We start from the raw sequence: 25,924 nt of genomic DNA, 5'->3' as shown, positions 1-25,924 counted from the left end.
GCCCCGCGCGCCGGGAGCGTGCAGTCGGGCGCAGGGCCCCCTGGGCCCTCTAAATTTGCGATGGCAGGGCGCACCCCGCGACAAACCGGCGGGTCGAGCTGGGAGCCGCGCCCTGGCAGCTCAAATTTTGCCGCCCGATAAAGAAATCAGCGCGACAAGAGGGCGAGCGCAGCGGAGTGGAGCCGCCCGTTTGATGAGAGCGCGCTGCCGCCGTCATACCGCGGTTCGCCGGTGAGGTCGCTGAACCGCCCGCCCGCTTCGGTGACGAGTACCTGCGCCGCGGCGACGTCCCACGGGTTGACGATCGCTTCGGCGGCGAGGTCGATGGCGCCCTCGGCGACCAGGCAGTGCTGCCAGAAGTCGCCGAACGCCCGGTTTTCCCAGCAGGCGTCGACGAGGGCGAGGTAGGCCTCGCGGGAGTGGTGCTCGGTCCACGAACCGAGGTGGGTGGTGGACAGGTAGGCGTCCTCGAGCGCGCTCACGCCGGACACCGAGATGCGGTGCTCGCCCGCCGCGTCGCGCACCCAGGCGCCTTCGCCTTCGGACGCCCACCAGCGGCGGCCGAGCAGGGGCGCGCTGATCATGCCGACGACCGGGGTGCCGTCGGAGACGAGCGCGATGAGGGTCGCCCACACGGGTACTCCGCGCAGGAAGTTCTTGGTGCCGTCGATCGGGTCGAGCACCCAGGTGCGGCCGCTCGCGGACGCCGTGCCGCCGCGTTCCTCCCCGGCCACTCCGTCGCCGGGGCGCTCTTCGGCGAGCAGCGCGCGCACGGCGTCTTCGACGGCCGTGTCGGCGTCGGTGACCGGGGTGCGGTCGGGTTTGCGCTCGACGGCGAGGTCGAGCGCGCCGAACCGGGCGGTGGTGATCGCGTCTGCGGTGTCGGCGAGGCGGGCGGCGAGGCGCAGGTCTGCGGTGTGGCTGGGCACGGTGACGATGGTTTCACGCCCTTCGGTCGTAAAGTTGACCAGGTGAGCATGGTGCTACTTGCCGAGGACGATCCGGCCATCGCCGATCCCCTGTCGCGTGCGCTGCAGCGGGAGGGGTACGAGGTCACCGTGGTGGGTGACGGCCCAGCCGCGCTCGACGCGAGCGGCGCGCAGCGCGTCGATCTGCTGGTGCTCGATCTCGGCCTGCCCGGGATGGACGGGCTCGAGGTGTGCCGCCGCCTGCGCGCGGGCGGCGCCGAGATCCCGGTGCTCATGCTCACCGCGCGCACCGACGAGGTCGACTTCGTGGTTGGTCTCGACGCGGGTGCCGACGACTACGTGGCCAAGCCGTTCCGGCTGGCCGAGCTGATGGCCAGGATCAGGGCGCTGCTGCGCAGGCGGGTGCCGGAGGTGCTCGACGCGGGCGGCGTGCGGATGGACCTCGGCGCGCGCCTGGTCACCGTCGACGGCCACGAGATCCAGCTCGCGAACAAGGAGTTCGAGCTGCTGCGGGTGCTGATGAGCCGCGCTGGCCAGGTCGTCAGCCGCGACGAGATCCTGTCCGAGGTGTGGAACGACCTCGAGTCGAAGACCTCGAAGACGCTCGACATGCACATGTCCTGGCTGCGCCGGAAGCTGGCGATCGCGGGCGACGGCAAGGGCGCGGTGGTCCATTCCTCCGACGGGGAGCGGCGCATCGCGACGGTCCGCGGCGTCGGCTTCCGCTTCAACACCGAGTGAGCCCGTGCGCCGTCGAATCCTGCTGGCGATCCTGCTCGCCGTCGCGGTCACCGGGGTCGCGCTGGGCATTCCGCTCGGGGTGACCGCGTGGGTGCTGGTCGAGAACCTGGCCAGTGAAAGCCTCGCGTCGCAGGCGCAGCCGATCGCGGCGACGGTGGACAGCCAGCTCGCCAACCGCGAGCCGGTCGACATGGAGAAGCTGCGGGTGGCGGTGCCGAACGACGGCGCGCTCACGGTGCGCCAGATCGGCAAACCGGACCGGGTGGCCGGGGTGTTCCCGACCGGCGGCGCACTCGTGCAGGTGGTGCCGATCGCGAGCGGCGGGACCGTCGAGCTGGCCGTGCCGCGCGGGCCGCTGCGGGCGCGGCAGACGCAGGTGACGGTCGCGGTGATCCTGCTGGTGGTGCTGTCCGTCGGCACCGGCACGATCGTGGCCACGGTGACCGCGCGCAGGCTGGCGAAGCCGCTGCGGCACGTCGCGGACCGCGCGGCGAAGCTCGGCGGCGGCGATTTCCGCCCCGATCCGGGGCGGTACGGCGTCGGCGAGCTCGACATGGTCGCGGAGGCGCTGGACGCGTCGGCGACCGCGCTGGCGCAGCTCGTGCAGCGGGAGCGCCAGCTCGTCGGGGACGTGTCCCACCAGCTGCGCAGCAGGCTCACCGCGCTGCAGCTGCGGCTGGAATCGCTGACCATGCTGCCCGACGCCGAAGCCGTCGAAGAGGCGAAAGCCGCGCAGGAGCAAGCGGATCGGCTCGCGGAGGCGCTCGACGAACTGCTGGCGGCGGCGCGTGCCGCGCGGGAGGTCGGCGCGGAACCGATCGGGCTCGCCGAGAGCCTGCCCGTGATGAGCGAGGAATGGCGGCAGCTGCTGCGCGCCGAAGGCAGGAACCTGCGGCTCAAGGTCGCCGACGGGCTGATGGCGCGCGCGACGCCGGGCAGGCTGGGCGAGGTCGTCGGCGTGCTGCTGGACAACGCGCTGCACCACGGCGCGGGCACCGTCACGCTCACCGCCCGCCGCGGTGACGCCGAGGGCACCGTGGTGATCGAGGTCAGCGACACCGGCCAGGGGGTCCCGGACGAGCTGGCGCCGCACGTGTTCGAGCGCGGGTTCTCCGGCGGCGGTTCGACGGGCGTGGGGCTCGCGCTCGCCCGCGCGCTGGCGGAAGCGGACGGCGGGCGGCTCGAACTGTCGAGCAAGCAGCCCGCGGTGTTCAGCCTCTTCCTGCGGGTGCCGCGGCCGGGCGACGTCGCCGAGGTGCGCTGGCCCGCGGAGCGGGTGCCGCGGTAGTTGCCCCTTCGGGCGCGATCGGCTCCCTCGCGCGCCTTCGATCCGGCACGGGGTGCGTTTCGGTCGTTACGGTCGAAGCCGTTCCTTTCCGTCGACCGAGGGGTCCTGGCGATGAGCATCGAGGCGACCGACAGCGTTCCGGTGAAATCGACCGCGGGGCAGGGAAAGCGGTGGCCGGTCGTGCTCGGCGCGGCGGCGCTGCTGGTCGGGTTGTTCCCGGCGGTCGCGCGGGCCGATCCGCCCCGTGCGCTGCCGTCGAGCGTCGCGGAACCGGACGGCAAGTGGCAACCGGCCTTCGATTACGACGGCGACGGCTGCTATTCGTCGCCGGCGATCGGTCCGGATGGGACGCTGAACGGCGGGCTGAACCCGTCCGGCGCGCTGAACGGGAACTGCCACGACAAGTCCGATTTGGACAACACCAACTCGTACGCGCGCGCCAAGTGCGACAACGGCTGGTGCGCCTACCTCTACGACCTGTACTTCGAAAAGGACCAGGCGCTCGACGGCGTGAACGACGCGTTCGGGCACCGGCACGACATCGAGCACGTCGTGGTGTGGGTGCACGACGACAAGGCGGAGTACGTTTCGACCTCCGCGCACGGCGGCTACACCGCGCACCCCGCGTCCGAGGTGGCCTGGGAGGGAACGCACGCGAAGATCGTGTACCACAAGGACGGGGCGAGCACCCACTGCTTCCGGCTCGCGGGCAAGGACGAGCAGCCGGAGAACGACTACCGCAAGTGGCAGTACCCGGCGCTGGTGAGCTGGAACAACTTCCCGGCGGGGATCAGGGACAAGCTCGTGAACGCCGATTTCGGCAAGGCCTCGCTCGGTATCAAGGACAGCGCGTTCGAGTCGAACCTGGACAAGGCGAAGCCGGAAGGCGTCCCGTTCGACGCGCGCGCCTAGGATTCCTTGCCCTGGGGCGCTTTCGTCCCCGACGACTTCGCTCCCGGCTCGCCGCGTACGAACTCGACCTTTCGTTCGCCCCGGGGACCCCCCGATTTCAACATTAGCGCGGGGCACCGACATTTTTGGTGCCCGAGTTCGCGGGGGACCCGCACGCCCCGAAGGTCACTGTCGGGGCGTGCGGGAGAACCCACCGCACGAGGTAGGTACCAAGAGCCGCCCGAAAGTACGGTGCCGCAAGGGCTTTTCCCGCGTACCGTAAGACGGTGACGGTCGCCCCGCGGTACTTCCCGCTCCCCCAGGAGCCCGTCGTCGAATCGACGGCCGTGCTCGGCAAAGTGGTGATCGCCGTGGCGCTGTCGTTGCACGGCGCGCTGCTCGTCACCGGCGAGCCAGGCGGCGACGTGCTCGCCGCCGCCACCGAAGGCGTTTTCGTGCGCGGAATCGACTCGGCCGCCCCGGCCATCACGGCCGCGGCAGGGCACCGGTTCGTCCAAACGCGACGCCTCTTCCGCCCGCCGTCGGCCATGGTCTTCGAAGGGTCCTGCCACGTCGCGTTCGCGCTCGGCGGGGCCGGGATCACCGGAAAACCCTCGTATCTGCTCGAAGTCGGCGCGGCGTGGACGGGGCGGGAGACGAGCCCGCCCCGCAGCGCCGTTCAGTGGGAGGAGTTCTTCGGCAGCGCGCTGTCCGCGGTCGGCGCGATCGTGCTGTCCCAGGAATGAGGCACGTCGACGACGGCGACGAACGCCGCGCGCGCGGGCATGCCGAGCGTGGTCCACAGCAGACCCGGTTCCACGTCGCCGACCGCGAGCGCCACGGGAGGCCGGAGTTCGCCGGGCAGCGAATCCGGCCTCGCCACCGCGAGCAGCGCCGCGTCGAGCAGCACGTGCTCGTCGCGCACCTTCGGCGCCTTCGCGGTGACCAAATAGGACAGTCGGCACCCCGGGGCAGGGGTACCGGTGAGCCCGAACAGGAACAGGTTGACCACCCTGGACGGCGCGTCGCTCTGCCACGTCGGCTTCGGCGGGTCCACCCGTACCACCGTGCCCGGCGGCAGGTGCGGCCCCAGCAGGCGGCAGAGCGCGTCGTCGACCTGGGGGATCATGATCAGATCAGGCCCTCTCGCATGGCGTACGCGACCGCGTGCGAGCGGTTGCGCAACTGGAACCGGTTGGTCACGTCGTGCAGGATGCTCTTCACCGTGCGCTGCGAATAGCACAGCTGGTCGGCGATCTCCTGCGTGGACAGCCCGGACGCGACCAGCCGCAGCACGTCGGTCTCCCGCGAGGTGATCCCGGTCAGGTGCAGCCCGCGCGGTTCGAGCACCTGGCGCTGCAGCCTGGCGACGCGGTTGAGCAGCCTGCCGAGCAGATCGGGCGGCAGCGCGCCCTCCCCGGCCGCGGCGGCCCGCACGAGGCGCACCAGCACGTCCGGGCTGATCTCCGAACGCCTGGCGACCGCGCACACCCCGTGCTCCACCGCGTCGAGCACTTCGTTGTCGTCGATCTCACCCGCGATCAGCACGATCCGGGTGAACCCCTGCGCCTGCAGCGAACGCAGCAGCCGCGCCATCGCCGAGTCGAGCCGGTCGGCGACCAGCAGCGCCACCGTTCTGCCGCCGTCGGCGAGGCCGTCCGTGTGTTCTCCGCTGCCCCGATCCTCTTTCACGAGCCAGACCTCGTCCCTGGTCTGCAAGCTCATGCAGATCCCGTCGCGCAGGATCGGATCGGTGGCGCGGACTATGACCGGGGTACGGGCTGAACCGAGCATGACTTCCCCTCGTTCGGTTTTGCGGTGCACCTACTTTCGCCCAAGGGGTGTCCCAGGCGCATGGGACTCCGGTCCCCTTTTCCCACCCGATGGTGCGGGGCCAACGGCCCGTTCAGTCACCGAGTCCGGCGTTGCGGGCGCGCACGATCGCTTCCGCGCGGTCGGCGACGCGCAGTTTCGCGAACACGTTGGAAATGTGGTTGCGCACGGTTTTCGGGGAAAGGCACAGCGTGCTCGCGATGACCGTGTTGCTCGATCCCGCGGCGATCAGGCCGAGCACTTCCCGTTCGCGCGCGGTCAGTTCCGGGAACGCGGGGGCCGCCTGCGGTTGCGGCTCGGTGAAGAATCCGAGCACGCGGGTGGCGATGTCGGGACCGAAGATCGCCTCGCGCCGCCCGACCGCCCGCACCGCGCGCACGATCTCGTCCGGCTCGGCGTCCTTGAGCAGATACCCGCGCGCCCCCGCGCGCATCGCCGCGAACACCGACTCGTTCTCGTCCGACATGGTCAGCATCAGGACACCCGTCTCCGGCCGCGCCGCGACGATCCGCTTCGTCGCGTCCACCCCGCTGAGATCGGGCAGGTTGAGGTCCATCACCACGACGTCCGGCGCCAGCGCCGCCGTCGCGCTGACCGCGCCCTCGCCGTTCGCCGCTTCGCCGACCACTTCGATCGACGGCTCCCCGGCGAGGATCGTGCACACCCCGAACCGGAACAGGGGGTGGTCGTCGACCACCAGAACGCGGAGCATCCCGTCTTCGCTCATCGAGCCCCTTCCACCGCGTGGCCGGGAAGTTCCGCCGGCAGCGGCAGTGTCGCGGACACCGTCGTCCCGCCGCCGGGGCGGGGCGCGGCGCGGAACCGGCCGCCGAGTTCCGTGGCGCGCTCGCGCATCGACGCCAGCCCGAACCCCGGCGCGCTGTGCTCGTCGAGCCCGATGCCGTCGTCGCTGACTTCGATCTCCAGCTCAGTGACTGCCTTCAGGACCACCGCGCACGTGCTTGCCTTCGCGTGCCGTGTCACGTTGGTCAGCGACTCGCAGACGATCCGGTACGCGGCGACGTCGACCGCGGGCGGCATGGCAGGGAGCTCCTCGGGCGCGTCGTAGGAAATGGTGAGCCCCGGCGCGTGCCCGATGGTGCCGATGTAGTCCTCGATCGCCGCGCGGAGGCCGAGCTTTTCCAGTGCGGGCGGCCGCAGCCCGTGCGCGAGCCTGCGAACCTCGGTGCTTGCCCCGTTGAGCGCGTCCTGCAGTTTCGCCAGCAGCATCGCGGACGGCGCGGACTCGCCGATCGCGCGCCTGCTCGCGTGCAGGCCGAGCGTGATCGCGGCGAGCGTGGGTCCGACGCCGTCGTGCAGTTCGCGCAGCAGCTGCCGCCGTTCTTCTTCGCGCGCGCTCACCAGCCTGTCCCTGCTGCGCAGCAGGTCGGTGGTCAGGCGCGCGGTGTGGGCGACCGTGCCCGCGTGCCTGGCGACCTCGGCGAGCACGGCCCTTTCCTTGCGGCTCAGCGTTTCCCGCGGGCTGCGGCGCGCGATGACGAGCCTGCCGATCGACTCCCCCTGGAAGGTCAGGGGCAGCCGGTGCGACAACGCCGTCGGGGTGCCGTAGGCCGCGGCTTCCTCGGTGCCGCCGTCGCGATCGAGTTCGATGGCCACATAGGGCAATCGCAGCGCGGCGCCGATCGTTTCCACCATGGCGGTCAGTTGCTCCGTAGGGGTGTCGATCTCTTCGAGGCGGGCCGCCAGCGACGACACCACCCGGTACGGGTCGGTGGGTTCACCGAACAGCCTGACGTTGATCATCCGCTGCACCCAGGCCCGCAGCGGTTGCACGGCCAGCGCGAGCGCGGCGGCCGCGATCGCCTGCTGCCACATTCCGCCCAGCGGCGGGAACACCGCGCTGAGCGCGCCGACCACACCGATGTAACCGCCGGCGAGCAGCACGGTCAAGGTGGCGTAGACCAGCGATCTGCTGATCACCACGTCGATGTTGAGCGCGCGGTGCCGCAGGATGGCCATCGCGACCGCGATCGGCACCGGCAGGAAGACCAGTGTGTGGTATTCCATCGGCACCGGCGGACTTCCCGTCACGGCCGTCGGAATTATCCAGATGCCGAGGTAGAGCGCCGCCGCGCCGGACAGGGAAGCCGCGAGCCATCGCAGTCGCCTCCTCAGCAGCGGATCTTCGCCTCGCACGTACTTCGTGACAAGGATCAAGAGCACGATGAACGGGTAGAGATACAACGACGGGATCGCGGGCGAACCCATGATCGAAAGCCGCTCGAACGGGTCTTCGCCGAACAGCCCGGCGAAGGCGGCGAGGACCGCGTAGGAGAGCAGCGAGCCGGCGTACGCGGCGGCGACGAGCCTGTGGTGCCTGCGGCGATCGGTGACCTCGGGGTAGGCGAGCGCGAAGTGCACCATGCCCGCCCACAGCAGCGCGAACATCGCCTGGCCGCCGTACCAGCGCCAGAACTGGTCGCCCGCGACGAGGTCGATCACCTCCAGCTGGAAGTAGCCGGACCAGGCGACCGTCGCGACACCGATCCCGGAGGCGAGGATCCCGGCGTGCGCCGCGGGATCGCGCGGGCGCGCGACGAAGATCGCCGACGCCGTGCCCAGCAGTGCGATGTTCACCAGCAGCGAAGGCCAGCCCTTGACCAGATTCCCGCCGACCGAGAACTGCCGGAGCGGAACGTCGAGCGAAAGGGCGGCGCCGTCGCGCACGATGTCGTAGCGCAGGACTTCGCCGCCGTGGACCGGCTTCCCGCCGGGACCGCCGATGAGCGCGTCGCGGATGTTCTGCCCGTCGATGGCTAGGACGATGTCGCCGGTGCGCAAGGGCGTGGTGCCGTCGGTGTCCCTGACCACGGCGCCTTCCCGTGAGACGGCGCCGCTGACGACGTTGACCGTGGTGCCGTCGCCCGGCGTTTCGGCGCGCCAGATGACCCCGGCCACGCCGACGCCGAGGAACCCCAGCGTGAGCAGGAGGAAGAGGAGGGGTGCTCGTCGAGCGGCTCCCGAATTGAACACGTGTTGAAGTCTGTCGTATCGAACCTGGGCAGCCCAACGAATTCGCCTGCCCGCCGGGTACGACAACACCCGAACGGCCTAACGACTTTTTTCTCGGGCCAGGCCGCATGCCCCGAAGGTGGCTTTCGGGGCATCTACGTCCCCGAAAGCCACCTTCAGGGTGACGGTCAGGCTGCCCGCCGCCCGAAGGCGGGGGCGTTTTCGGTGCACCAGGTGGCGAAGGTGAGCGGGGCCCTGTCGAGGAGGGTCTCGACGGTGTCGAACACGATCGATTCCCGTTCGACGGAACCGCGCTTCAACGCGACGAAGCCGTCGAAGCTTTCCCGCGGCCAGCCCTTCGCCTGGAACTGCGCCCAGAGCTCGGCCTCGGTGTCGACGACGAGGTCGAGCCGCCTGCCGACGGCCGCGGACAGCGTGGCGGCCTGCTCCGCCGGGGTCAGGACCTCGCCGCCGGTGAGCGGGTAGGTCCGCCCCTCGTGACCGGGCGCGGTGAGCGCTTCGGCGGCGACCGCGGCGATGTCGCGGGCGTGGATCATCACCGAGGCGTCTTCGGCTTCGAAAACGTGGACGGCGTTCTCCTCGCGCGCGGTCTTCGCCCACCAGAGCCGGTTGTCCATGAACCCGCCGGGCTGGAGGATCGTCCACGCCGGTCCCGCCGCGCGGATCACCTCCTCCGCGGCGCGGTGGCCAGCCGAGATCCGGTCGGTGCCGCCGAAGTGGACGCCGGTGGTGGAGAGCTTGACGAGCCGGGCCGCGCCCGCCTTCGCCGCGGCGGTGGCGAGATGGGTTTCCTGGGCGAGCCCTTCGCCGCGGTGGCCGTTCGTCAGCACGAACACCGCGTCGACGCCGTCGAGCACGGGCGGCAGGGTGGCGGGGTCGTCGAGATCCGCCTTGACGGCTTCGGCGCGCGGGTCGACCTTCGCCGAGGCGGGGTCGCGGGTGAGCGCGCGGACCGCTTCACCGCGGTCGAGCAGCAGCGGCACCAGTTCGCGGCCGATCTTGCCGGTGGCCCCGGAAACGAGGATGGTCATGAATGATCCTTTGTGGACAGTGGAATGTTCTTGAGGGAGAGGGAAACGACGAGACCGAGCACGAGCAGCGCGCCCGCGGTGAGCGCCACGTGGTGCAGCGCGGTGACGTGGTCGGGCGTCGCGGTGAACACCGAGCCGAAGACCGAGATCCCGACCGCGGTACCGAGCGAGCGCAGGAAGGTGATCGCACCGGACACCGCGCCGATGTCCGGCGGCGGCGCGGTGTTCTGCGCGGCGAGCCCGAGCACCTGCATGTTCAGCCCCGCGGCGAGGCCGAACACGGTGAGCGTCCCGGCCACGAGCGGCAACGGCACCGAGGCGTCCATTGTGGACAATAGTGCGCACGAGACGACGCCGAGTGCCATGCTGGCCGCCGGATAACGGTGGTAGGAGCCGGTTTTCGCGATGCGCCTGCTGCTGAGCATCGACGAAGCGACGACGCCCAGCATCATCGGCGAGAGCACGAGCCCGGTCACCGAGGCGCTGGTGACGCCGATCGCCTGCACGAACAGCGCCAGGTAGTTCACCGTGCCGAGGAACACGAATCCGGCGATGACACTGACGGAAGTCGCGACGCGGAACGTGCCGTCGCGAAAAAGCCCTAGCGGGAGAACGGGTTCACGGGCACGGCGTTCGGCGGCGACGAACGCGGCACCGCAGGCGATCGCGACGATCGCCAGTGCTCCGATCGGCCACGACAGCCACGGGTACCGCGAGCCCGCCCACGACGTGAGCAGGGTCAGTGCGCCGATCGCGCCGCTGAGCAGGACCAGACCGCGCCAATCGAGTACTGCGCGTCCGCGCGGTTTCGGCAGCCGCAAGTACTTCACGACGACGGCGAGCGCGAGCGCGCCGGCCAGCACGGTGACGAGGAAGATCGAACGCCAGCCGAGCAGATCGGTCAGGAGACCGCCGACCGCGGGCCCGGCGAGCGAGGCGATCGCGAAGCACACCGAGAAATAGCCCATCACACGAGCGCGTTCCCGGCCCGGGTACAGGTCGAAAAGAATCGAGACGACCGAAACGAACAACCCGCCCGCGCCGATTCCTTGCAGCACACGGGAAGCGATGAGCAACGGCAGTGTCGGAGCGATCGCGCACGCCACGGATCCGGCGAGGAACAACGCGATCGCGGTGACGAACACGGGTTTGCGCCCGAACTGGTCACCGAACTTCCCGTACGCTGGCGCGCTGATCGTGCTCGCGAGCAGGTAACCGGTGGTGATCCAAGCGAACCCGGAGCCACCGAGGTCGGTGAGTATTCGGGGGAGCGCGGTGGCGACGACTTGGGCGTCCAGCATCGCGAGGAAAACGGACAGGAGAAGGCCGAGCAGAACCGGCCTGGCGTGCTTCGGGCGCACGCCTGCCACAGGTGGAGAAGACAAGGCGAAAGGTCCTTCGAAGAGAAGAAAAACGGGACAGCTCTTCAGGAAAAGAGCTGGAAACGGATGTGCGTCATCGCCTGCGGACAGGCGGTTTCGCCGAGGCTCACCGGACGGCTGGGCCGTCGGGGCCTTCGATCACCTCTGATTCGTCGCACTCAGCCGTTCGAACCCGGCTGGCGTCCCGGTCCTCTTCGCGAGGGCCCTTTCGTGTGGACAGGAAGAGCGGTCGCCCGCTCGTGCATGAGGTTAGACAACTACATGTGAAAGCGCAACTATCGCTGAAGTGGAGTCACATCGCCGTCGCCGGTGTCCTCCGGCGCGGGTGCCTTGCCGCCGAGCTCCTCGGGGAACACCCACTTCTTGAAGCCCCAGAACCGGAACACCATGGCCAGCAGCATGCCGATGATCGAGCCGCTCGCGAAGTCGGCGATCTCCTGCACCAGCCTGGACACGTGCGGCATCTCCAGGTTGAACACGTACCGCGAAGCGAGCAGCGGGATCAGGTTCACCACCACCGCGATCCCGCTGACCAGGAAGAACAGTGCCGCCTCGTGGTGCCGTTCGCGGCCGCCCCTGGTCCGGAACGACCACTCGCGGTTCAGCACGTACGACACGATCGTCGCGACGATGATCGCGATCGCCTTCGCCGTGGTCGGTTTCGACTCCAGCACGCTCAGCTTGAGGAAGTACCAGACGCCGTTGTCGACCACGAACGTCGTGCCGCCGACGATCGCGAACTTGAGCAGCTCGCGGTGCCGGATCAGCACCGAGCGCAGCGGCTCGGGGGTGTGCGACAGCACGGATTCCACGACGGACACGGTCCCGAGTCTACGGAGGCGGCCGGAGTGAACGGCCCGGCCCGTCCGTTACCGCTGTTCAGGCGGCCTTTTCGTCCGTTTCGGGGTAATGGTGGTCGCGCTCGCGAACGGTGCCCCGATCGACCGGGAACACCCATTTCTTGAACCCCCACCAGCGGAACACGGTGCCGAGCAGGGTGCCCAGCAGGAAGCTCGACACGTAGTCGGCGATTTCCTGCGTGAGGAACGCGACGTTCGGCACGGCGAGGCCGAGCACGTAGCGGGAGATTCCCAGCGGCACCAGGGAAAGCCCCACCGAGATCGCGCTGACCAGGAAGAACAGTGCCGCCTCGTGCCGGCGTTCGCGGCCGCCCCTGGTGCGGAAGGCCCATTCGCGGTTGAGCACGTAGGACGCCACGGTCGCCACGATGGTCGCCAGCCCGAACGCGGTGAGCGGCTGCTTCGTCAGCACGGTCAGCTTGAGCGCGTAGTCGACGACGTGCGTGAGCACGAAGCAGAACCCGCCGACGAGCGCGAAACGCGCGAGTTCGCCGTGGCGGATCAGCAGCCGTTTGACCGGCCCCGGCAGTGCGCGCAGCGAACCCCACATGCGGCCGAACGCTACGCGCACCCCGGCGGCGTGGTCACAGCCAGGGCAGTTCCCACCACGGCTTTGACGACGGGGTGACGGCGCTCTCGGGCACGTCCGAGCGCGGCTTGTCCGACGGCGGAGGCGCGGTGCTGGTCGTCTGCTTCCCCGGCGCCCACGGGGTTCCGCCGCCGGTGGGCGGCTCGGGCTTCGTCGGCCGCACGCTCGTGGACGGCTTCTTCGAGCTGCTGTCCGGCGAAGTCGGCGACGGCGAGCTGGGCGAAGTCGGCGGGATCGTCGGCGGCAGGCTGGGCGGCACGACGGGCGGAAGGCCCGGTGCCGAGGGGTCGCAGACCGGGCCGTGGCAGTCGAAGTACACGGTGCGCGAGGCGTTCGCCGAGCCGACCGTGGCGCTCACCGTGACGCCCGTGCCGGGCGCGGGCCGGTGGTCCAGCTCGAACCACAGCCGCAGGTGCTCGCGCGAGTCCAGCGGGTGCTTGCTGGTGCAGGTGACGGTGCTGCCGCCGGTGCACGAGGCGACCCAGTGGCCGAGGATCAGGTGGGCGCTGCGGTCGACGGTCACCGTCGCGGGGCGTTCGGCGGGGCCGAGGTTGCGGACGTCGACGCTGATCCACGAGCGGCGCAGCCACGGCAACGAGGTGCTCCACACCGTTTCCACCCGCAGCGAAAGCTCGTCCGGTGCGGGTTTCACCGCGACCTGGACCTTGACCGACACCTTGATCTGGCTGCCCGCGGTGACCGAGCCGTCGATCTCGCCCGCCTTGGCGCGCTCGTCGGCGACGAGGTGGTACGTCAGCACGGCCGTTTCGCCGGGCTGGAGCCCGCGCTCGGTCTTGCAGGTCACGGTGCCTTCTCCGGCGGGGCATTCGACGGTGAGCCCCGAGCCCGCCATCAGGCGCGGACCACCGCCCGCGGCGGCACCTCCGCCGCCACCTTGGCCCCCGCCGCCGGATCCGAGCGACGAGACGCCGTCGGGCAGTGGCAGCGTGACGACGACCGGTTCGGACACCGAGCCACCGTCGTTGCGCACCGTGATCGGCACGTCGACGGGCCCGGATCCGGGCTGCAGTTCGATCGAGCCCGTGGGTCCGTGCGCGCTCACCTTGGGCGGCTTCGGCGCTTCCGGCGGCGGCGCGGGCTGGCTCGGCGGCGGTGGCGCGGGCTGGTTCGGCGCCGGTGCGGGCGCGGGAGGCTGCACCGGCGGTGGCGCGGGAGCCGCGGGCGGCGGCGGAGGAGGAGCCGGGGCCGCGGGCGGCGGGGCAGGCGGCGCCGGAGGTGCGGGAGGCACGACGGGAGGAGGCGCGGGCGGCGCCGGGGGAGCGGCCGGGGCCGCTGGCGGTGCGGGTTGCGCCATCGCGGCGGGGATCTCGTGCGTCCCGCCGGAGGCCAGGCCCGCGGCCACCGCGGCGGCGATCGCGACCCCGGCGGCGGCCACACCCACGAACTGGCGGGGGCCCGCCGCGGCCGCACCGGCGGCGGCGCCACCACCGCCACCACTGGCCGCGCCCGCGGCACCCGCGGTGCCGACGGCACCCGCCGCCGCGCCCGCGGTCGCCGCGCTCGCCTTGGCCGCGCCCGCGGCCGCGAGGTAGCCGAGCACCCCGCCGCCGAGCACGATCGGGGCGATGATCAGGCGCAGCGCGCCGTTGACGTCGGCGAGTTCCGCGGCCAGCGCGCGGCACCGGTCGCATTCGTCGAGATGCGTCTCGACCTGGGCGCGCTCCCGTTTGGACAGTCCGTCGCGGGTCCACGCGCCGAGCCGGTCGGCGGTCGCGCGGCAGCGTTCGGCCGAGGTCTCGGCGAGGTGTACCTGCAGGTAAGCCTGGCGCAGCCCCTCGCGCGCGCGGTAGGCGAGTGCGGAGACACCGTTCGCGGTCAGCCCGAGCAGCGGCGCGACCTCGGCCGGCGACTGCCGTTCGATCTCGGTGTGCCACAGCACGGCCTGCCAGCGCTCGGGCAGCCGCGCGAACGCCTTCGCCGCCATCGTCCGCTCGAGCCCGGCGACCGCGGTGTCCGAGAACGGGACGGTCAGCGCCTCACCCGCCTTGCCGCCCGTCTTGGACAGCTCCGACATGTCCTCGTTGAGGTCGATCCTGCGGTCCTTGCGCGTCTTGTCGTACGCGGTGTGCCGCAGCGCGGTGAGCAGGTAGGCGCGGAACGCGCTGTCGGGGCCCTTGCCGGCGCGCAGCGTGTCGAGCACCTTCGCGAACGCGTCCGACACCAGGTCGTCGGCCTCGGCGGTGGACCTCGACAGCTGGCGGGCGAGGTTGTACGCGGCCGTCACGTGCCGCTCGTACAGGGTCCCGTAGGCGGCGATGGTGCCAGCGCGCACGGACGCGATGAGCTCGGCGTCGCTCTGGCCGGTCGGTTCGGCGGAAACGCTGGACACGGGTCTCCTCTGTCTGGCAGGTCCGCGCGGCGTCTCCCTCGCCGCACACACCTATGACTTCGCGCGAGCAACAGTGTGACGGACGATGAGTGTGACGTCACGTCACGGGTACTGCGATGACCCGGAGGGCGCAACAGGTTCACCCGCCTTCGTTCACCGAGTTGCCGAAACCCCGTCACGATCAACTCCGCGTGCCGTCCCTACCCCGGAAGCGTTCGATGAGGGAAGGGATGGGTGGCCTTGTCGTCGTCGGGGTCGTCGGGCTCTACTGAGTCTTCATCGGATGCACCCGTCGTCGGTGCGCCTCGGCAGCCTGAGCAGCAGGAGCGGGACCGCGAGCTGCGCTCGCTGCGGGCGCGCTGGCGCACGGCGAGCCTGTCGTCGGGCTGGCGGTTCCCCAGCGACTGGGGATTGCCCGAGGTCGACGCGGTGTGCGCGGCGGTGCTGAAGGGGGCTTCGGCGGAGGTGTCACTGGCCGGGCTGGCCAGGGCGAGGGCGGCCAGTGGCGCCGGGCTCGCCGAAACGCTGGCCGATCTGGCCGCGTTGCACGCGGTGCTGTCGAACGAGGGCAGCTTCGTGGTGCCGGACGTGGACGCCACCCCGGCACGGTTGCTCAGAGTGACCGCGGTCGCGTGGGCGGACGTGGCGATGGACCGGCTGTCGGCGATCGAGGTCGTCGACCCGCTGACCGGCCTGCCGACGGCGGCCTACCTGCGGACCCGGCTCGGCGAGATCTACCGCCAGGCCGAGCGGGACGGGCTCGGCGCCGCCGACGGGCACCTGCTGCTCGCGGTCGCCATCGACCTCTCCGGCGTCACCGGCTGGCAGCGCCTGACCAGCATGATCCTGGCTTCGGAGGCGCTGCGCTCGGTGTTCGACGGCGGGGAAAGCGTCGCCTGCATCGGGCCGTCTTCGGTCGCCGTGCTGGTGCCGAAGGACGGCCGGATCTCCGCGCGGGCGGTGCTGCTGAGGCGCGAGCTGAACGAACGGCTGGCGGTGGACACCCAGCTCGCCGACGTCGGGCAGCCCCGGATCAAAGTCATCCGGCTGCCCGCGACCCATGACGCCGCGTGCGAACTCGTCAACGACCTCGGCCGGGGTTGACCGGTCCCTTGCACACGGGTAGGGCGTCCCGTGATTTCCTAGTCCGGTGAGCCGGTCCGTCCCCACCGCCGTCAACGACGGCCAGTCCACGGTGCGCGCACCGCACCGGCTGGCCCTGCGCGCGTCGCTAGCGAGGCTGTCCGCCCGGCCGCGGTCGGTGCTCCTGCTGGCCGCGGTGCCGGTGCTGGCCATCGTGTTCGGCGTCGTCGCGTGGCTGCTGGACTGGCGGATCGGGGTGGACAGCGCGGTGTACCGCGCCGGCGCGCTCACCCTGCTGCACGGCGACCCGCTCTACGACGCGAACACGCTCGCCACCGAGCCGTGGTGGGCGCTGCTGCCGTTCACCTACCCGCCGTCGGCCGCGTTGTTCTTCGTGCCGATGGCGCTGGTGCCGATCCAGGTCGCGTGGGGCGTGCTCACCGCCGTCTCCGTGCTGGCGATGGCGCTCGTGGTGCGGATCGCGATCGGCTCGCTGCCGCCGCCGAAGGACGGCGGCGCCCGCTGGTGGGCCTCGCCCGCCCGCGCGACGCTGGTCTTCTCGCTGGTGTTCCTCGGCCTCGAACCGGTGTGGCGGACGATCTTCCTCGGCCAGATCAACCTGATCCTGATGGCCATGGTCGTGCTCGACGTCCTGGTCATCACCGCGCGCGGTTCGCGGTGGGGCGGCGTGCTCGTCGGCATCGCCTCGGCGGTGAAACTGACCCCGCTGCCGTTCATCGCGCACCTGCTGTTCACCGGCAAGGTCAAGGACGCCTTCCGCGCGCTGGGCACCTTCGTCGCCTTCCAGGGCCTGATGTTCGCGATCATCCCCGGCCAGACCCTGCGCTTCTGGACGCAGACGCTGAAGGACACCGGCCGGATCGGGCCGTTGCACTGGGCTGGCAACCAGTCGCTCAACGGCATGCTCAACCGCATCACCGATCTCGCGCCGTGGTCGTCGACGGCCGCGATCGGGCTCGCGCTCGTGCTCGCGGTGCCCGCGATCTGGCTGATGCTGCGCTTCCACCGCAAGGGCCAGCCGCTCGCCGCATTGCTGGTGACCGCGTTCTGGGTGCTGCTCGCCTCGCCGGTTTCGTGGTCGCACCACTGGGTGTGGGCGGTGCCGCTGATCGTGCTGCTGATCTCGCGGCTGCCGCAGACCACCCCGGCCACGGCGTGGCGGCGCTGGGCCGGTGCGATCGCGGTGATCGCGGTGTTCGTCAGCTGCGTCCTGCTCGCGATGCCGAACGGCCGCAACATCGAGCTGCACTGGGTGTTCTGGCAGAACGTGCTCGGCAACGCCTACCTGCTGATGCCGCTCGTGCTCGCCGCCGTGCTCACGGTGCGCTGGCTGATCCTGCGCAGGCGCCGTGCCGCCGCCCCAGCCGAGCCGCCATCGGACGAGCATGTCGACGCGGCCCCGGCGAAGTGACCGCCGCGCCTGGTCGTGGGCGGCGGGCGCACTGGTCGCACTCGCACTCGCGGGCGGGCTCGTCGTGTGGTTCACCGGCGCGCATCTCGGCGCGGACAGCGGCGTCTACCGCGCGGGCGCGCTGACCTTCCTGCGCGGCGAAGAGGTTTACAGCGCATGGCGGCTGCCGACGCTGCCGTCGTGGGTGGCGCTGCCGTTCACCTACTCGCCCGCCGCGGCACTGCTCTTCGTTCCCCTCACGATCGTTCCCGAGGGGCTGACCTGGGGCATTCTCGCCGCGGTCTCGGTGCTTTCCCTCGCCGTCGTGGTGCGCGTGTGCGCCAGGTCGGTGCGGGATTCCCGGCTCACTTCGGTACCGGTGCTGATCGGTGTCACGGTGCTCGCGCTGGGCTTCGAGCCGGTGTGGAAGACGATCCAGCTCGGCCAGATCAACCTGGTCCTGATGGCCTTCGTCGTGCTGGACGTGCTCGTGGTTTCCGCGCGCGGTTCGCGGTGGGGCGGCGTGCTGATCGGCGTCGCTGGCGCGATCAAGCTGACCCCGTTGATCTTCGTGCCGCACCTGTTCCTCACCGGCCGCTGGCGCGACGGCGTGCGCTCGATCGCGACCTTCGCCGTGCTGCAGGGCGTGATGTTCCCGCTGATGCCGGGCGACGCCGCGCGCTACTGGACGGTCTCCGCGTTCGACCCGAGCCGCATCGGCAGCGTGTACTGGAGCTTCAACCAGTCGCTCAACGGCATGATCACCAGGGCTTCCGCCCAGGCGCCCTGGTCGCAAACGCTTGCGCTGGCGATCGCCGCGGTGCTCGCGATCCCGGCGGCCTGGCTCGTGTGGCGGCTCGCCCGGCGCGGCGAAGCGCTCGCCGCGCTCGCGGTCACCGCGTTCCTCGGGCTGGTCGCGTCGCCGGTTTCGTGGTCGCACCACTGGGTGTGGTCCGTGCCCCTCGTAGTGCTCCTGCTGGCGAAGGGCCGCGTGTGGCAGGGCGCGGTCGTCGCCGCCTTCTACCTCAGCGCGCTGCTCATGTTCATCCCGAACGGCGGGGACACCGAGTTCCACTGGAACGCCGCGCTCGTGGTGCTCGGAAACGCCTACGTGGTCACGGCCGCCGCGGGCCTGCTCGTCGCGGCGGCCGTCGAGCTGCGGCGCGACCGTGTGACCGAGCCCGCGCTCGCGCCACACCCGCAGGGCGACGCCGCGGCCTCCGGTTAGTCTGCTCGCGCTATGGATACTCGAACCGGTCTCCCCGTGGTGGGCATGGTGGGCGGCGGCCAGCTGGCCAGGATGACGCACCAGTCCGCGATCGCGTTAGGACAGTCGTTGCGCGTGCTCGCCGCGGGCGAAAACGACTCGGCTGGACTCGTCGCCGGTGAAGTGGTCTACGGCCACCACACCGATCTCGACGCGCTGCGCTCCTTCGCCAAGCACGTCGACGTGCTGACCTTCGACCACGAGCACGTGCCCGGCGAGCACCTGCGCGCGCTCGTCGCCGACGGCGTCGTGGTGCGCCCTGGCCCCGAGGCCCTGCTGCACGCGCAGGACAAGCTCGTGATGCGCAAGCGGTTGTCGGAGCTGGGTTTCCCGGGCCCGCCCTTCGCCGAGGTGACTTCCGCGGACGACGTGCTGAAGTTCGGCGACGAGCACGGCTGGCCCGTGGTGCTCAAGGCCGCGCGCGGCGGGTACGACGGCCGCGGCGTGTGGATGCTCGACTCCGCGGACCAGGCGCGCGAACTCGTCGGCGAACTCCTGGCGGCGGGCACCCCGCTGCTCGTCGAGACGAAGGTCGCGATGCGGCGCGAGCTGTCCGCGCTGGTGGCGCGCTCGCCGTTCGGGCAGGGCGCCGCGTGGCCGGTGGTGGAAACCGTGCAACGCGACGGCATCAACACCGAGGTGCTCGCGCCCGCGCCGGGCCTGTCCGCGGATCTCATGCACGAGGCGCAGGACCTCGCCCTGCGCGCGGCGGCGGAACTCGGCGTCGTCGGCGTGCTGGCCGTCGAGCTGTTCGAGACCGAGGACGGGCTCGTGGTCAACGAATTGGCCATGCGCCCGCACAACTCCGGGCACTGGACCATGGACGGCGCGCGGACCTCCCAGTTCGAGCAGCACCTGCGCGCGGTGCTCGACTACCCGCTCGGCGCGACCGATCTGATGGCGCCGGTGTGCGTGATGGCGAACGTGCTCGGCGCGCCCGAAACCCCGGACATGAGCCCGGACGAGCGCCTGCACCACCTGTTCGCGCGCTACCCGGACGCGCGCGTGCACCTCTACGGCAAGGGCGAGCGCCCCGGCCGCAAGCTCGGGCACGTCAACTTCACCGGCAGCGGCGTCGAACGGCTCCGCGAGCGCGCGACACTGGCGGCGCACTGGCTTTCGCACGCCGAATGGCGTGACGGCCACGAAATCCACTGAGTCCACTTTAGACTGTCTGGAAAGGATGGCGATGGCGCCGAAGGTTGGCCTGATCATGGGCAGCGACTCCGACTGGCCGGTGCTGGAAGCCGCGGCGAAGGCGCTCGACGAGTTCGAGGTGTCCTACGAGGTCGGCGTGTACTCGGCGCACCGCACGCCGCAGCGCATGCTGGACTACGCGACGTCCGCGGCGGAACGGGGCCTGTCGGCGATCATCGCGGGCGCGGGCGGCGCGGCGCACCTGCCCGGCATGGTGGCCTCGGCGACCGTGCTGCCGGTGATCGGCGTGCCGGTGCCGCTGAAGTACCTGGACGGCATGGACTCCCTGCTGTCGATCGTGCAGATGCCCGCCGGGGTCCCGGTCGCCACCGTTTCGGTTGGCGGCGCGCGCAACGCCGGGCTGCTCGCGGTGCGGATCCTCGCCGCCGGTGACGAGTCCCTGCGCGCCAAAATGGCCCAGTTCCAAGCGGATCTCGCCGAGCTTGTCCTGACCAAGGACGCCGCCCTGCGCTCCCGCGTCGCGGAGTAGCGCGCCTTTCCCCTGCCCCGAAAGTGGCTTTCGGGGCGGTAGATGCCCCGAAAGCCACCTTCAGGGCGTGAGCTGGTCCCGCAGCGCGCGCTTCAGGATCTTGCCCGCGGCGGACACCGGGATCTGCTCGACGAACCGAAGCTCGCGAAGTCGCTTGTACGGCACCAATTTCTCGTTCACCTCGGCCATCAGCCCCGCTTCGGTGACGTCGTCGTGGCCTGGCGCGCGCACCACGAACGCCACCGCCAGCTCGCCGTACTCCGAGCTCGGCCTGCCGACCACGGCGGCGCCGCTGACCTCCGGCATGGCCATGAGCAGTTCCTCCAGCTCGCGCGGGTACACGTTGTACCCCTTGTAGATCAGCATGTCCTTGATGCGGTCCACAATGGACAGCATGCCGTCGTCGTCGAGCACGCCGACGTCGCCGGTGTGCAGCCAGCCGTCCCGCAGCGCGTCGGCCGTCTCTTGTGGACGGTTGAGGTAGCCGGACATCACCTGCGGCCCTCGCACGCACACCTCGCCGCGCTCACCGGCGGGCACCGGGTCGCCGTGCTCGTCCGCGATCCGCACCTCGGTGTCGAACAACGGCACGCCGACCGAGCCGACCTTGCGGAGCCCGGAGCGGAACACCGGCGACGACACCGCGCCCATGGTGACCTCGGTCAGCCCGTACCCCTCCGCGATCACCGCACCCGGGCAGCGGCCCGCGAGCGTGGTGATCACGTCGTGCGCCAGCGGCGCGGCGCCGCTGGTGATCATCCGCACCGAGGACAGGTCGCGCGCCGGCCACGAAGGGTCCGCGATCAGCGCCGTGAACAACGCGGGCGCGCCACCGATCGAAGTGACGCGAAGCCGCTCGCACGCGGCGAGGTAGGCGCTCGGGTCGAGCCGGTCGTGGAGGACGACCGTGGTCCCGGTGAGCAGCGGGATGTTCAGCGCGCCGATCGTGCCCATCGCGTGGAACCACGGCGTCAGGTTGATCGCGGTCCCGGTGCCCAGCCGGATCGGCCATTCGCCCGCGCTGCCGATCTGGTCGAGCACCACGTGGCCGTGCTCGTCCTTCGACGGCAGCGAGCCGGTCTGCCAGCAGGCGAACTGCAGCGCGTTGACCACCACGTTCCGGTGCGGCAGGCACACGCCCTTCGACCGGCCCGTGGTGCCGCCGGTGTAGGCGAGATGCGCCAGCGTGGTGCGCGGATCGAACTCCACGGCAGGCGCCGTGTCGGGGGCTTCGGCGTGGAAGGCGGCGAACTCGACGTGCCCCGGAAGGGGCGCACCGTCCGGTTCGGACACCACCACCAGTTCGACGCGGGTGCGGTCGAGCCGCGACGCCAGCGCGCTCGCCGCCGGTGCTGACGCGATCGCGGCGACCGCGCCGCAGTCGGCGAGCTGCGCGGCGAGGTCGTCGGCGGGGAGCAGCGGGTTGACCGGGCTGAACGTCGCGCCGGACAGCAGCGTGCCGAAGTAGGCGACCGGGTAGGCGAGGCGGTTCGGCATCGCCACCGCGACCACGTCGCCGTGCCCGACACCGTGCGCGGCCAGCGCGTTCGCGAACCGGCGGGCGGCGCGGCCGAGTTCGCTGAAGGTGAGGTGGCGGGTGCCGTGACTGAAGGCCGTGCGATCGCGGAAGCGGTGCGCGGCGCCGGCCAGTACCGAGCCGACCGGGACTTCGGGGTAGTCGAGGGTGGTGGGGAAACCGGTCGGCCAGGGGCGATCAGTGATCGGCATCACTGCACGGTACGAAGAATGCGGCGGACGACACAAGCACCGTGTGGTAAACGAGCGCTAACATCGCGGGAAGCCCCTGTATCGCGTGGAGAGGTGTTGAAGGTGTCGGACGGTCCCGGTCTTTACCAGCTTGGCGAGGAGCACGAGGAGCTGCGGGCTGCCGTGCGCGCGCTGGCGGAGAAGGAGATCGCGCCGTTCGCGGCCGAGGTCGACGAGCAGGAGCGGTACCCGGCCGAGGCGCGCGACGCGCTGGTCAAGGCCGGTTTCAACGCCGTGCACATCCCCGAGGAGTACGAGGGCCAGGGCGCGGACGCGATCGCGGCGTGCGTGGTGATCGAAGAAGTCGCCCGCGTCGACGCGTCGGCCTCGCTGATCCCCGCGGTGAACAAGCTGGGCACCCAGCCGATCCTGCTGTCCGCTTCGGACCAGGTGAAGAAGCTCGTGCTGCCGTCCATCGCGTCGGGCGAGGCCTCGGCGTCGTACGCGCTTTCGGAGCGCGAGGCCGGTTCGGACACCGCGTCGATGCGCACGCGGGCCCGCCTCGAAGGCGGCTCGTGGGTGCTGAACGGCACCAAGGCGTGGATCACGAACGCGGGCGAGTCCACCTGGTACACGGTGATGGCCGTGACGGACCCCGAAGCGGAGAAGAAGGCGAACGGGATCTCCGCGTTCGCCGTGCACAAGGACGACCCCGGCTTCTCGGTGGGCCCGAAGGAGCGCAAACTCGGCATCAAGGGCTCGCCGACCCGCGAGATCCACTTCGAGAACTGCGAGATCCCCGCCGACCGGATCATCGGCGAGCCCGGCACCGGCCTGAAGACCGCACTGCGCACACTGGACCACACGCGCCCCACCATCGGCGCGCAGGCACTGGGCATCGCACAGGGCGCGCTCGACGCCGCGGTCGCCTACGTGAAGGAGCGCAAGCAGTTCGGGAAGGCGATCGGCGAGTTCCAGGGCGTGCAGTTCATGCTCGCCGACATGGGCACCAAGATCGAAGCGGCGCGGCACCTCGTCTACGCCTCCGCCGCCGCGACCGAACGCGGTGACAAGCGCGCGGGCTTCATGGCCTCGGCCGCCAAGTCGTACGCCTCCGACATCGCGATGTCCGTGACCACCGACGCCGTACAGCTCTTCGGCGGCGCGGGCTACACGCGGGACTTCCCGGTGGAACGCATGATGCGCGACGCGAAGATCACCCAGATCTACGAAGGCACCAACCAGATCCAGCGCATGGTGATGGCCCGAGCGTTGCTGAAGGGCTGACTTTCTGGTTGCCGCCGTGCTTCTGCGGGCGCATAACGTAATCTCCTACGGTTCGCTGTCGTCGGCTGTTGCTGGCGCCAGCGTGGCTCGGTCGAAGGAGTTGGGCAGCAGCCTCCGCCGCGGGCCTTAGCAGTGAAGTGACAGGCGGTACCCATTCGCATGCGCTGTGGCGCATGGGGCAACTTGTTCGCCACGCGGCCAGCTCATCGTGATGGTTCTGGCGTGCCGTTGGGCCATACCCACGGAGTGCTTCCGCCGATCGAAATCCGTTTTTCTGCTGTCCTTGTCGTCTCCAGGCTCATACCGTATTCGTCGCGCTTCGCGTTGATGAATGTGTCGTTCGGTCGGCTGTCGGTCCGAACGGACCACCCGTGAGTGTTCCACCATGCCTTGAACGCGTCGAAATATGAGTCCGTTTTCGCGTTGTCGACGCCGTCCACCCAGAAGTTGAGCCCGATGTTCTGCCTGCCGTCTTCCTTTCCCGAGGGATCGGTGTAATTCTGCGGCTGCGGTGGTGTTTCCGTCAGCTTGTAGCCGGGTGGGAAGGTAGCAGTCGCGGCTGCGAGCATGTCCTTGCGTAGAATTTCTTGGACTTCGGCCAGGGTTGCCGTTTTTCCGGTTCCATGCTACCTCCGCAGCCCGTCAAAAGAGAAACGACAACGGTGATCGTGGCGGCTAGCTTAGCCCGCTTGTGCATAGCAATTCCCGTTCTGATGATCAATTCGGCCGGCCTCCTGCGATGAGGGACCCTATGGAGCGCAGGGAACGTGAATCTCGATTCCAGTAGTCGCCGTGTGATGAGATTGGGCTGCCTGGGTCGGACTCGAAACTGTGCCCGCCGAACCACGGCATTGTGGGATCCGGCCCCAAGGGGTCGACGTTGTCCGTGGCCGGGCTGCGGAAGTTTGTCGCGAGTGGAATCGGATCGGTGGCTGCCTCGGTCGAGTACAACCGATCACCGACCTGGTCACTCGGTACACCGTCGAGTTTGAGGTCGCGGGCGTGTTCGACGCCGATACCGGGGCTGGCGACCATGACCAGGCGGTCTGCGCTCAAACCCATGTCTCGGGCAGTCTGTCCGACGACGGTGGTGCCGTAGCTGTGGCCAAGGACGGTCTTGGTCATCGGCTCCGGTGAGTGGCTGGCGTTGAGTCCTTCTTGAAAGCGGTGCAGGCTGGGTTCGGCCTTGTCGGCGTAGCTGGTGCTGGCCGCCTCACCGAGATCCTGCGGTGCGTCATACCCCGCCCACATGATCACCGAAGTGGACGGAGAACCAGCGCGTCCTGCGCTGGCAGCCATCGCGTCCGCACGGTAGATGTCCGTGTTGACGCCGTCGAGTCCCGCAGTGGTGCCGGGTACGTAGGTCGCCACGTTGGACGAGGTGTCCGGGTTGCCCACCGCGATGATCGCGTGACCAGCGTTTTTCGAGTCGATACCAAGAATGTACGCCGGGGGCTGTCCTGGTCGGGGATGGTCTACCCGCTGGGTGATCTGGTCGATTCCCGCGACGAGCTTGTCGATCTTGTCGATGCGGGCGAACAGCGGTTGCTGGAGCGCGAGTGGGGCGCCCTGGTACCGTTTCAACTCCTGCTCCAGGGTCGCTCGTTCGTCGAGCAACCCCGCCCGCGTGCGGTCCAACACAATGTGGTTCGCGTCGTTGCGGGCAGTCGCAGGCAGCCCGTCGAGGCTGCCTACCTGTTCGGGGTTGCCCTGGAGGTAGAGCGCTTTGCCCGCAGGGGACAGGGTTGCCCACCACGCAGCGTTCTGTGCCGGGGTCGCATCCGGTGGCGGTGGCGGCAGGGTGAGTCCCAGGTCGGCCGCGCCTGTCGCCGCGGCCGCGGCGACAGTGGTCGCGCCACCAGGGCTGAACCCGCCTTGCGCGGCCCGGTCGAACACCGTTGCCAGGTCGTTGTCGATGTCTTCGGCGGTTCGGGCGGCCTGCTGAAGATCCGCCACCACCTGGTCGTGCGCGCGGGCGCGGTCTTCGGGATGCATCTCCGGGGGCGGCTCCTTACCCGCGAATGTGTCGGTCACGCTGCCATCGTCGCCGACGATGTAGTCGTAACGGTGCGCCAACTCCTCCGCGCCGTGGATCGCGTCCTGCACGCGGGGATCGCGTCCGATGCCTGCATCAATGCCTTGCACACCACGCTCGCCCCCGCCGCGAGGGTTTCGATCTGGTCCATCAAGTTCTTATGCGATGAGACCGCGGTGTCGGCGGCGGATCCTTCCCAGCCGTCCACCGGAAGGATCTTGCCGTAGTCGTCTCCGGAGTGGATCAACACTTGCTCACGCTGTTGGATCGCGGACGCGATTCCGTTGAGAGCACCCGGGTTCCAGCGCTTCACCTCGCCCACCGTGACCATCACTGGCCCCCAGCGGCGCCGGGTAGTATGGCCCTGGCGTGATCATCACCAGCCACGTAGGTGTCGGCGGCGGTCGCCAGTCTGCTCGCGCGCTGCTCAGCCTCGGAGCACCAATTCTTGAACGACAACGCCCACGAGTCCGCGTATCCGGACGCCGCTCCCGCCGACCGCGTGCCCGGCATCGCCGCACTCACCTCGCGCACAGGGCCACCGCAGTCGGCCCCTGCC

25 protein-coding genes are annotated in these 25,924 nt (G+C 70.3%); 10 read left to right on the top strand and 15 right to left on the bottom strand.

What is annotated here, in order from left to right; genetic code table 11:
* Nucleotides 1–146: 146 nt before the first annotated feature.
* Nucleotides 147–929: a histidinol-phosphatase gene (hisN, locus tag HUW46_RS13740; protein WP_215547639.1), complete on the bottom strand. Its 783-nt coding sequence runs from the start codon at nucleotides 927–929 to the stop codon at nucleotides 147–149.
* A 48-nt stretch (nucleotides 930–977) separates the two neighbouring features.
* Between hisN and HUW46_RS13735 the strand changes: the two genes are divergently transcribed.
* The 4 genes from HUW46_RS13735 to HUW46_RS13720 all read left to right on the top strand — a co-directional run bounded on the left by HUW46_RS13735 (nucleotide 978) and on the right by HUW46_RS13720 (nucleotide 4,595).
* Nucleotides 978–1,670: a response regulator transcription factor gene (locus HUW46_RS13735; protein WP_215549854.1), complete on the top strand. Its 693-nt coding sequence runs from the start codon at nucleotides 978–980 to the stop codon at nucleotides 1,668–1,670.
* Nucleotides 1,671–1,674: 4 nt separating this feature from the next.
* Complete coding sequence (locus tag HUW46_RS13730) at nucleotides 1,675–2,958, top strand: ATP-binding protein (RefSeq protein WP_215547638.1); 1,284 nt, start codon at nucleotides 1,675–1,677, stop codon at nucleotides 2,956–2,958.
* A gap of 111 nt (nucleotides 2,959–3,069) precedes the next feature.
* Entirely contained in the window at nucleotides 3,070–3,870 is an 801-nt protein-coding gene (locus HUW46_RS13725) for an NPP1 family protein (RefSeq protein WP_215547637.1), read from the top strand.
* Between the two features lie 266 nt (nucleotides 3,871–4,136).
* On the top strand, nucleotides 4,137–4,595 hold the full coding sequence (locus HUW46_RS13720; protein ID WP_215547636.1) for a hypothetical protein: 459 nt from the start codon (nucleotides 4,137–4,139) through the stop codon (nucleotides 4,593–4,595).
* Here HUW46_RS13720 and HUW46_RS13715 read toward each other — a convergent pair.
* The 9 genes from HUW46_RS13715 to HUW46_RS13675 form a co-directional block, all read right to left on the bottom strand.
* A complete protein-coding gene (locus HUW46_RS13715; RefSeq protein WP_254126151.1) occupies nucleotides 4,529–4,978 on the bottom strand; it encodes a hypothetical protein in 450 nt (149 codons plus the stop codon). The two genes, HUW46_RS13720 and HUW46_RS13715, sit on opposite strands and share 67 nt — an antisense overlap.
* A gap of 2 nt (nucleotides 4,979–4,980) precedes the next feature.
* The gene (locus tag HUW46_RS13710; RefSeq protein WP_215547635.1) at nucleotides 4,981–5,643 is read right to left on the bottom strand and encodes a response regulator transcription factor; all 663 of its coding nucleotides are present in this window, start codon (nucleotides 5,641–5,643) and stop codon (nucleotides 4,981–4,983) included.
* 112 nt (nucleotides 5,644–5,755) lie between these two features.
* The gene (locus HUW46_RS13705) at nucleotides 5,756–6,409 is read right to left on the bottom strand and encodes a response regulator (RefSeq protein ID WP_215547634.1); all 654 of its coding nucleotides are present in this window, start codon (nucleotides 6,407–6,409) and stop codon (nucleotides 5,756–5,758) included.
* Complete coding sequence (locus HUW46_RS13700) at nucleotides 6,406–8,676, bottom strand: sensor histidine kinase (protein WP_215547633.1); 2,271 nt, start codon at nucleotides 8,674–8,676, stop codon at nucleotides 6,406–6,408. Before HUW46_RS13700 ends, HUW46_RS13705 begins: the two co-directional genes overlap by 4 nt.
* Nucleotides 8,677–8,843: 167 nt before the next feature.
* Nucleotides 8,844–9,707: an SDR family oxidoreductase gene (locus HUW46_RS13695; protein WP_215547632.1), complete on the bottom strand. Its 864-nt coding sequence runs from the start codon at nucleotides 9,705–9,707 to the stop codon at nucleotides 8,844–8,846.
* Nucleotides 9,704–11,092, bottom strand: a complete 1,389-nt coding sequence (locus HUW46_RS13690; protein WP_215547631.1) for an MFS transporter — start codon at nucleotides 11,090–11,092, stop codon at nucleotides 9,704–9,706. The genes HUW46_RS13695 and HUW46_RS13690 overlap by 4 nt, the downstream gene beginning before the upstream one ends.
* A gap of 272 nt (nucleotides 11,093–11,364) precedes the next feature.
* A complete protein-coding gene (locus HUW46_RS13685) occupies nucleotides 11,365–11,910 on the bottom strand; it encodes a GtrA family protein (RefSeq protein WP_215547630.1) in 546 nt (181 codons plus the stop codon).
* 58 nt (nucleotides 11,911–11,968) lie between these two features.
* Nucleotides 11,969–12,499 carry a GtrA family protein gene (locus HUW46_RS13680; protein ID WP_215549853.1) on the bottom strand — a complete coding sequence of 177 codons (531 nt, stop codon included), beginning with the start codon at nucleotides 12,497–12,499 and terminating at the stop codon, nucleotides 11,969–11,971.
* Nucleotides 12,500–12,533: 34 nt separating this feature from the next.
* The gene (locus HUW46_RS13675; protein ID WP_215547629.1) at nucleotides 12,534–14,888 is read right to left on the bottom strand and encodes a sigma-70 family RNA polymerase sigma factor; all 2,355 of its coding nucleotides are present in this window, start codon (nucleotides 14,886–14,888) and stop codon (nucleotides 12,534–12,536) included.
* Between the two features lie 234 nt (nucleotides 14,889–15,122).
* On the opposite strand from HUW46_RS13675, the gene HUW46_RS13670 reads away from it, so the two are divergent.
* From HUW46_RS13670 to purE, 5 genes are read left to right on the top strand one after another with little or no spacing between them, the layout of a single operon-like run.
* Entirely contained in the window at nucleotides 15,123–15,992 is an 870-nt protein-coding gene (locus tag HUW46_RS13670; RefSeq protein WP_442860932.1) for a GGDEF domain-containing protein, read from the top strand.
* Between the two features lie 46 nt (nucleotides 15,993–16,038).
* Nucleotides 16,039–17,403: a glycosyltransferase 87 family protein gene (locus HUW46_RS13665; protein WP_215547628.1), complete on the top strand. Its 1,365-nt coding sequence runs from the start codon at nucleotides 16,039–16,041 to the stop codon at nucleotides 17,401–17,403.
* Nucleotides 17,378–18,610, top strand: a complete 1,233-nt coding sequence (locus HUW46_RS13660) for a glycosyltransferase 87 family protein (protein ID WP_215547627.1) — start codon at nucleotides 17,378–17,380, stop codon at nucleotides 18,608–18,610. Before HUW46_RS13665 ends, HUW46_RS13660 begins: the two co-directional genes overlap by 26 nt.
* A 12-nt stretch (nucleotides 18,611–18,622) precedes the next feature.
* A complete protein-coding gene (locus tag HUW46_RS13655; protein WP_215547626.1) occupies nucleotides 18,623–19,807 on the top strand; it encodes a 5-(carboxyamino)imidazole ribonucleotide synthase in 1,185 nt (394 codons plus the stop codon).
* Nucleotides 19,808–19,838: 31 nt separating this feature from the next.
* Entirely contained in the window at nucleotides 19,839–20,336 is a 498-nt protein-coding gene (gene purE, locus HUW46_RS13650) for a 5-(carboxyamino)imidazole ribonucleotide mutase (RefSeq protein WP_215547625.1), read from the top strand.
* A 60-nt stretch (nucleotides 20,337–20,396) separates the two neighbouring features.
* Here the strand turns inward: purE and HUW46_RS13645 are convergent, their stop codons facing one another.
* Nucleotides 20,397–22,064 carry a class I adenylate-forming enzyme family protein gene (locus tag HUW46_RS13645; protein WP_215547624.1) on the bottom strand — a complete coding sequence of 556 codons (1,668 nt, stop codon included), beginning with the start codon at nucleotides 22,062–22,064 and terminating at the stop codon, nucleotides 20,397–20,399.
* A gap of 93 nt (nucleotides 22,065–22,157) precedes the next feature.
* Here HUW46_RS13645 and HUW46_RS13640 point away from each other — a divergent pair, with 93 nt between their 5' ends.
* Nucleotides 22,158–23,330 (top strand): acyl-CoA dehydrogenase family protein, encoded by a 1,173-nt coding sequence (locus HUW46_RS13640; protein ID WP_215547623.1) that lies wholly within the window; start codon nucleotides 22,158–22,160, stop codon nucleotides 23,328–23,330.
* A gap of 203 nt (nucleotides 23,331–23,533) precedes the next feature.
* Here HUW46_RS13640 and HUW46_RS13635 read toward each other — a convergent pair whose 3' ends face one another.
* From HUW46_RS13635 to HUW46_RS13620, 4 genes are all read right to left on the bottom strand, one after another.
* Complete coding sequence (locus HUW46_RS13635) at nucleotides 23,534–23,899, bottom strand: hypothetical protein (RefSeq protein WP_215547622.1); 366 nt, start codon at nucleotides 23,897–23,899, stop codon at nucleotides 23,534–23,536.
* A gap of 148 nt (nucleotides 23,900–24,047) precedes the next feature.
* Complete coding sequence (locus HUW46_RS13630) at nucleotides 24,048–25,436, bottom strand: alpha/beta hydrolase (RefSeq protein WP_215547621.1); 1,389 nt, start codon at nucleotides 25,434–25,436, stop codon at nucleotides 24,048–24,050.
* Complete coding sequence (locus tag HUW46_RS13625) at nucleotides 25,361–25,687, bottom strand: hypothetical protein (RefSeq protein WP_215547620.1); 327 nt, start codon at nucleotides 25,685–25,687, stop codon at nucleotides 25,361–25,363. Before HUW46_RS13625 ends, HUW46_RS13630 begins: the two co-directional genes overlap by 76 nt.
* 8 nt (nucleotides 25,688–25,695) lie before the next feature.
* On the bottom strand, nucleotides 25,696–25,899 hold the full coding sequence (locus HUW46_RS13620; protein WP_215547619.1) for a hypothetical protein: 204 nt from the start codon (nucleotides 25,897–25,899) through the stop codon (nucleotides 25,696–25,698).
* Nucleotides 25,900–25,924 lie beyond the last annotated feature (25 nt).

The sequence above is a fragment of the Amycolatopsis sp. CA-230715 genome, from assembly GCF_018736145.1.
Lineage (GTDB): Bacteria > Actinomycetota > Actinomycetes > Mycobacteriales > Pseudonocardiaceae > Amycolatopsis.
This window is presented reverse-complemented; position numbering and strand designations above follow the sequence as displayed.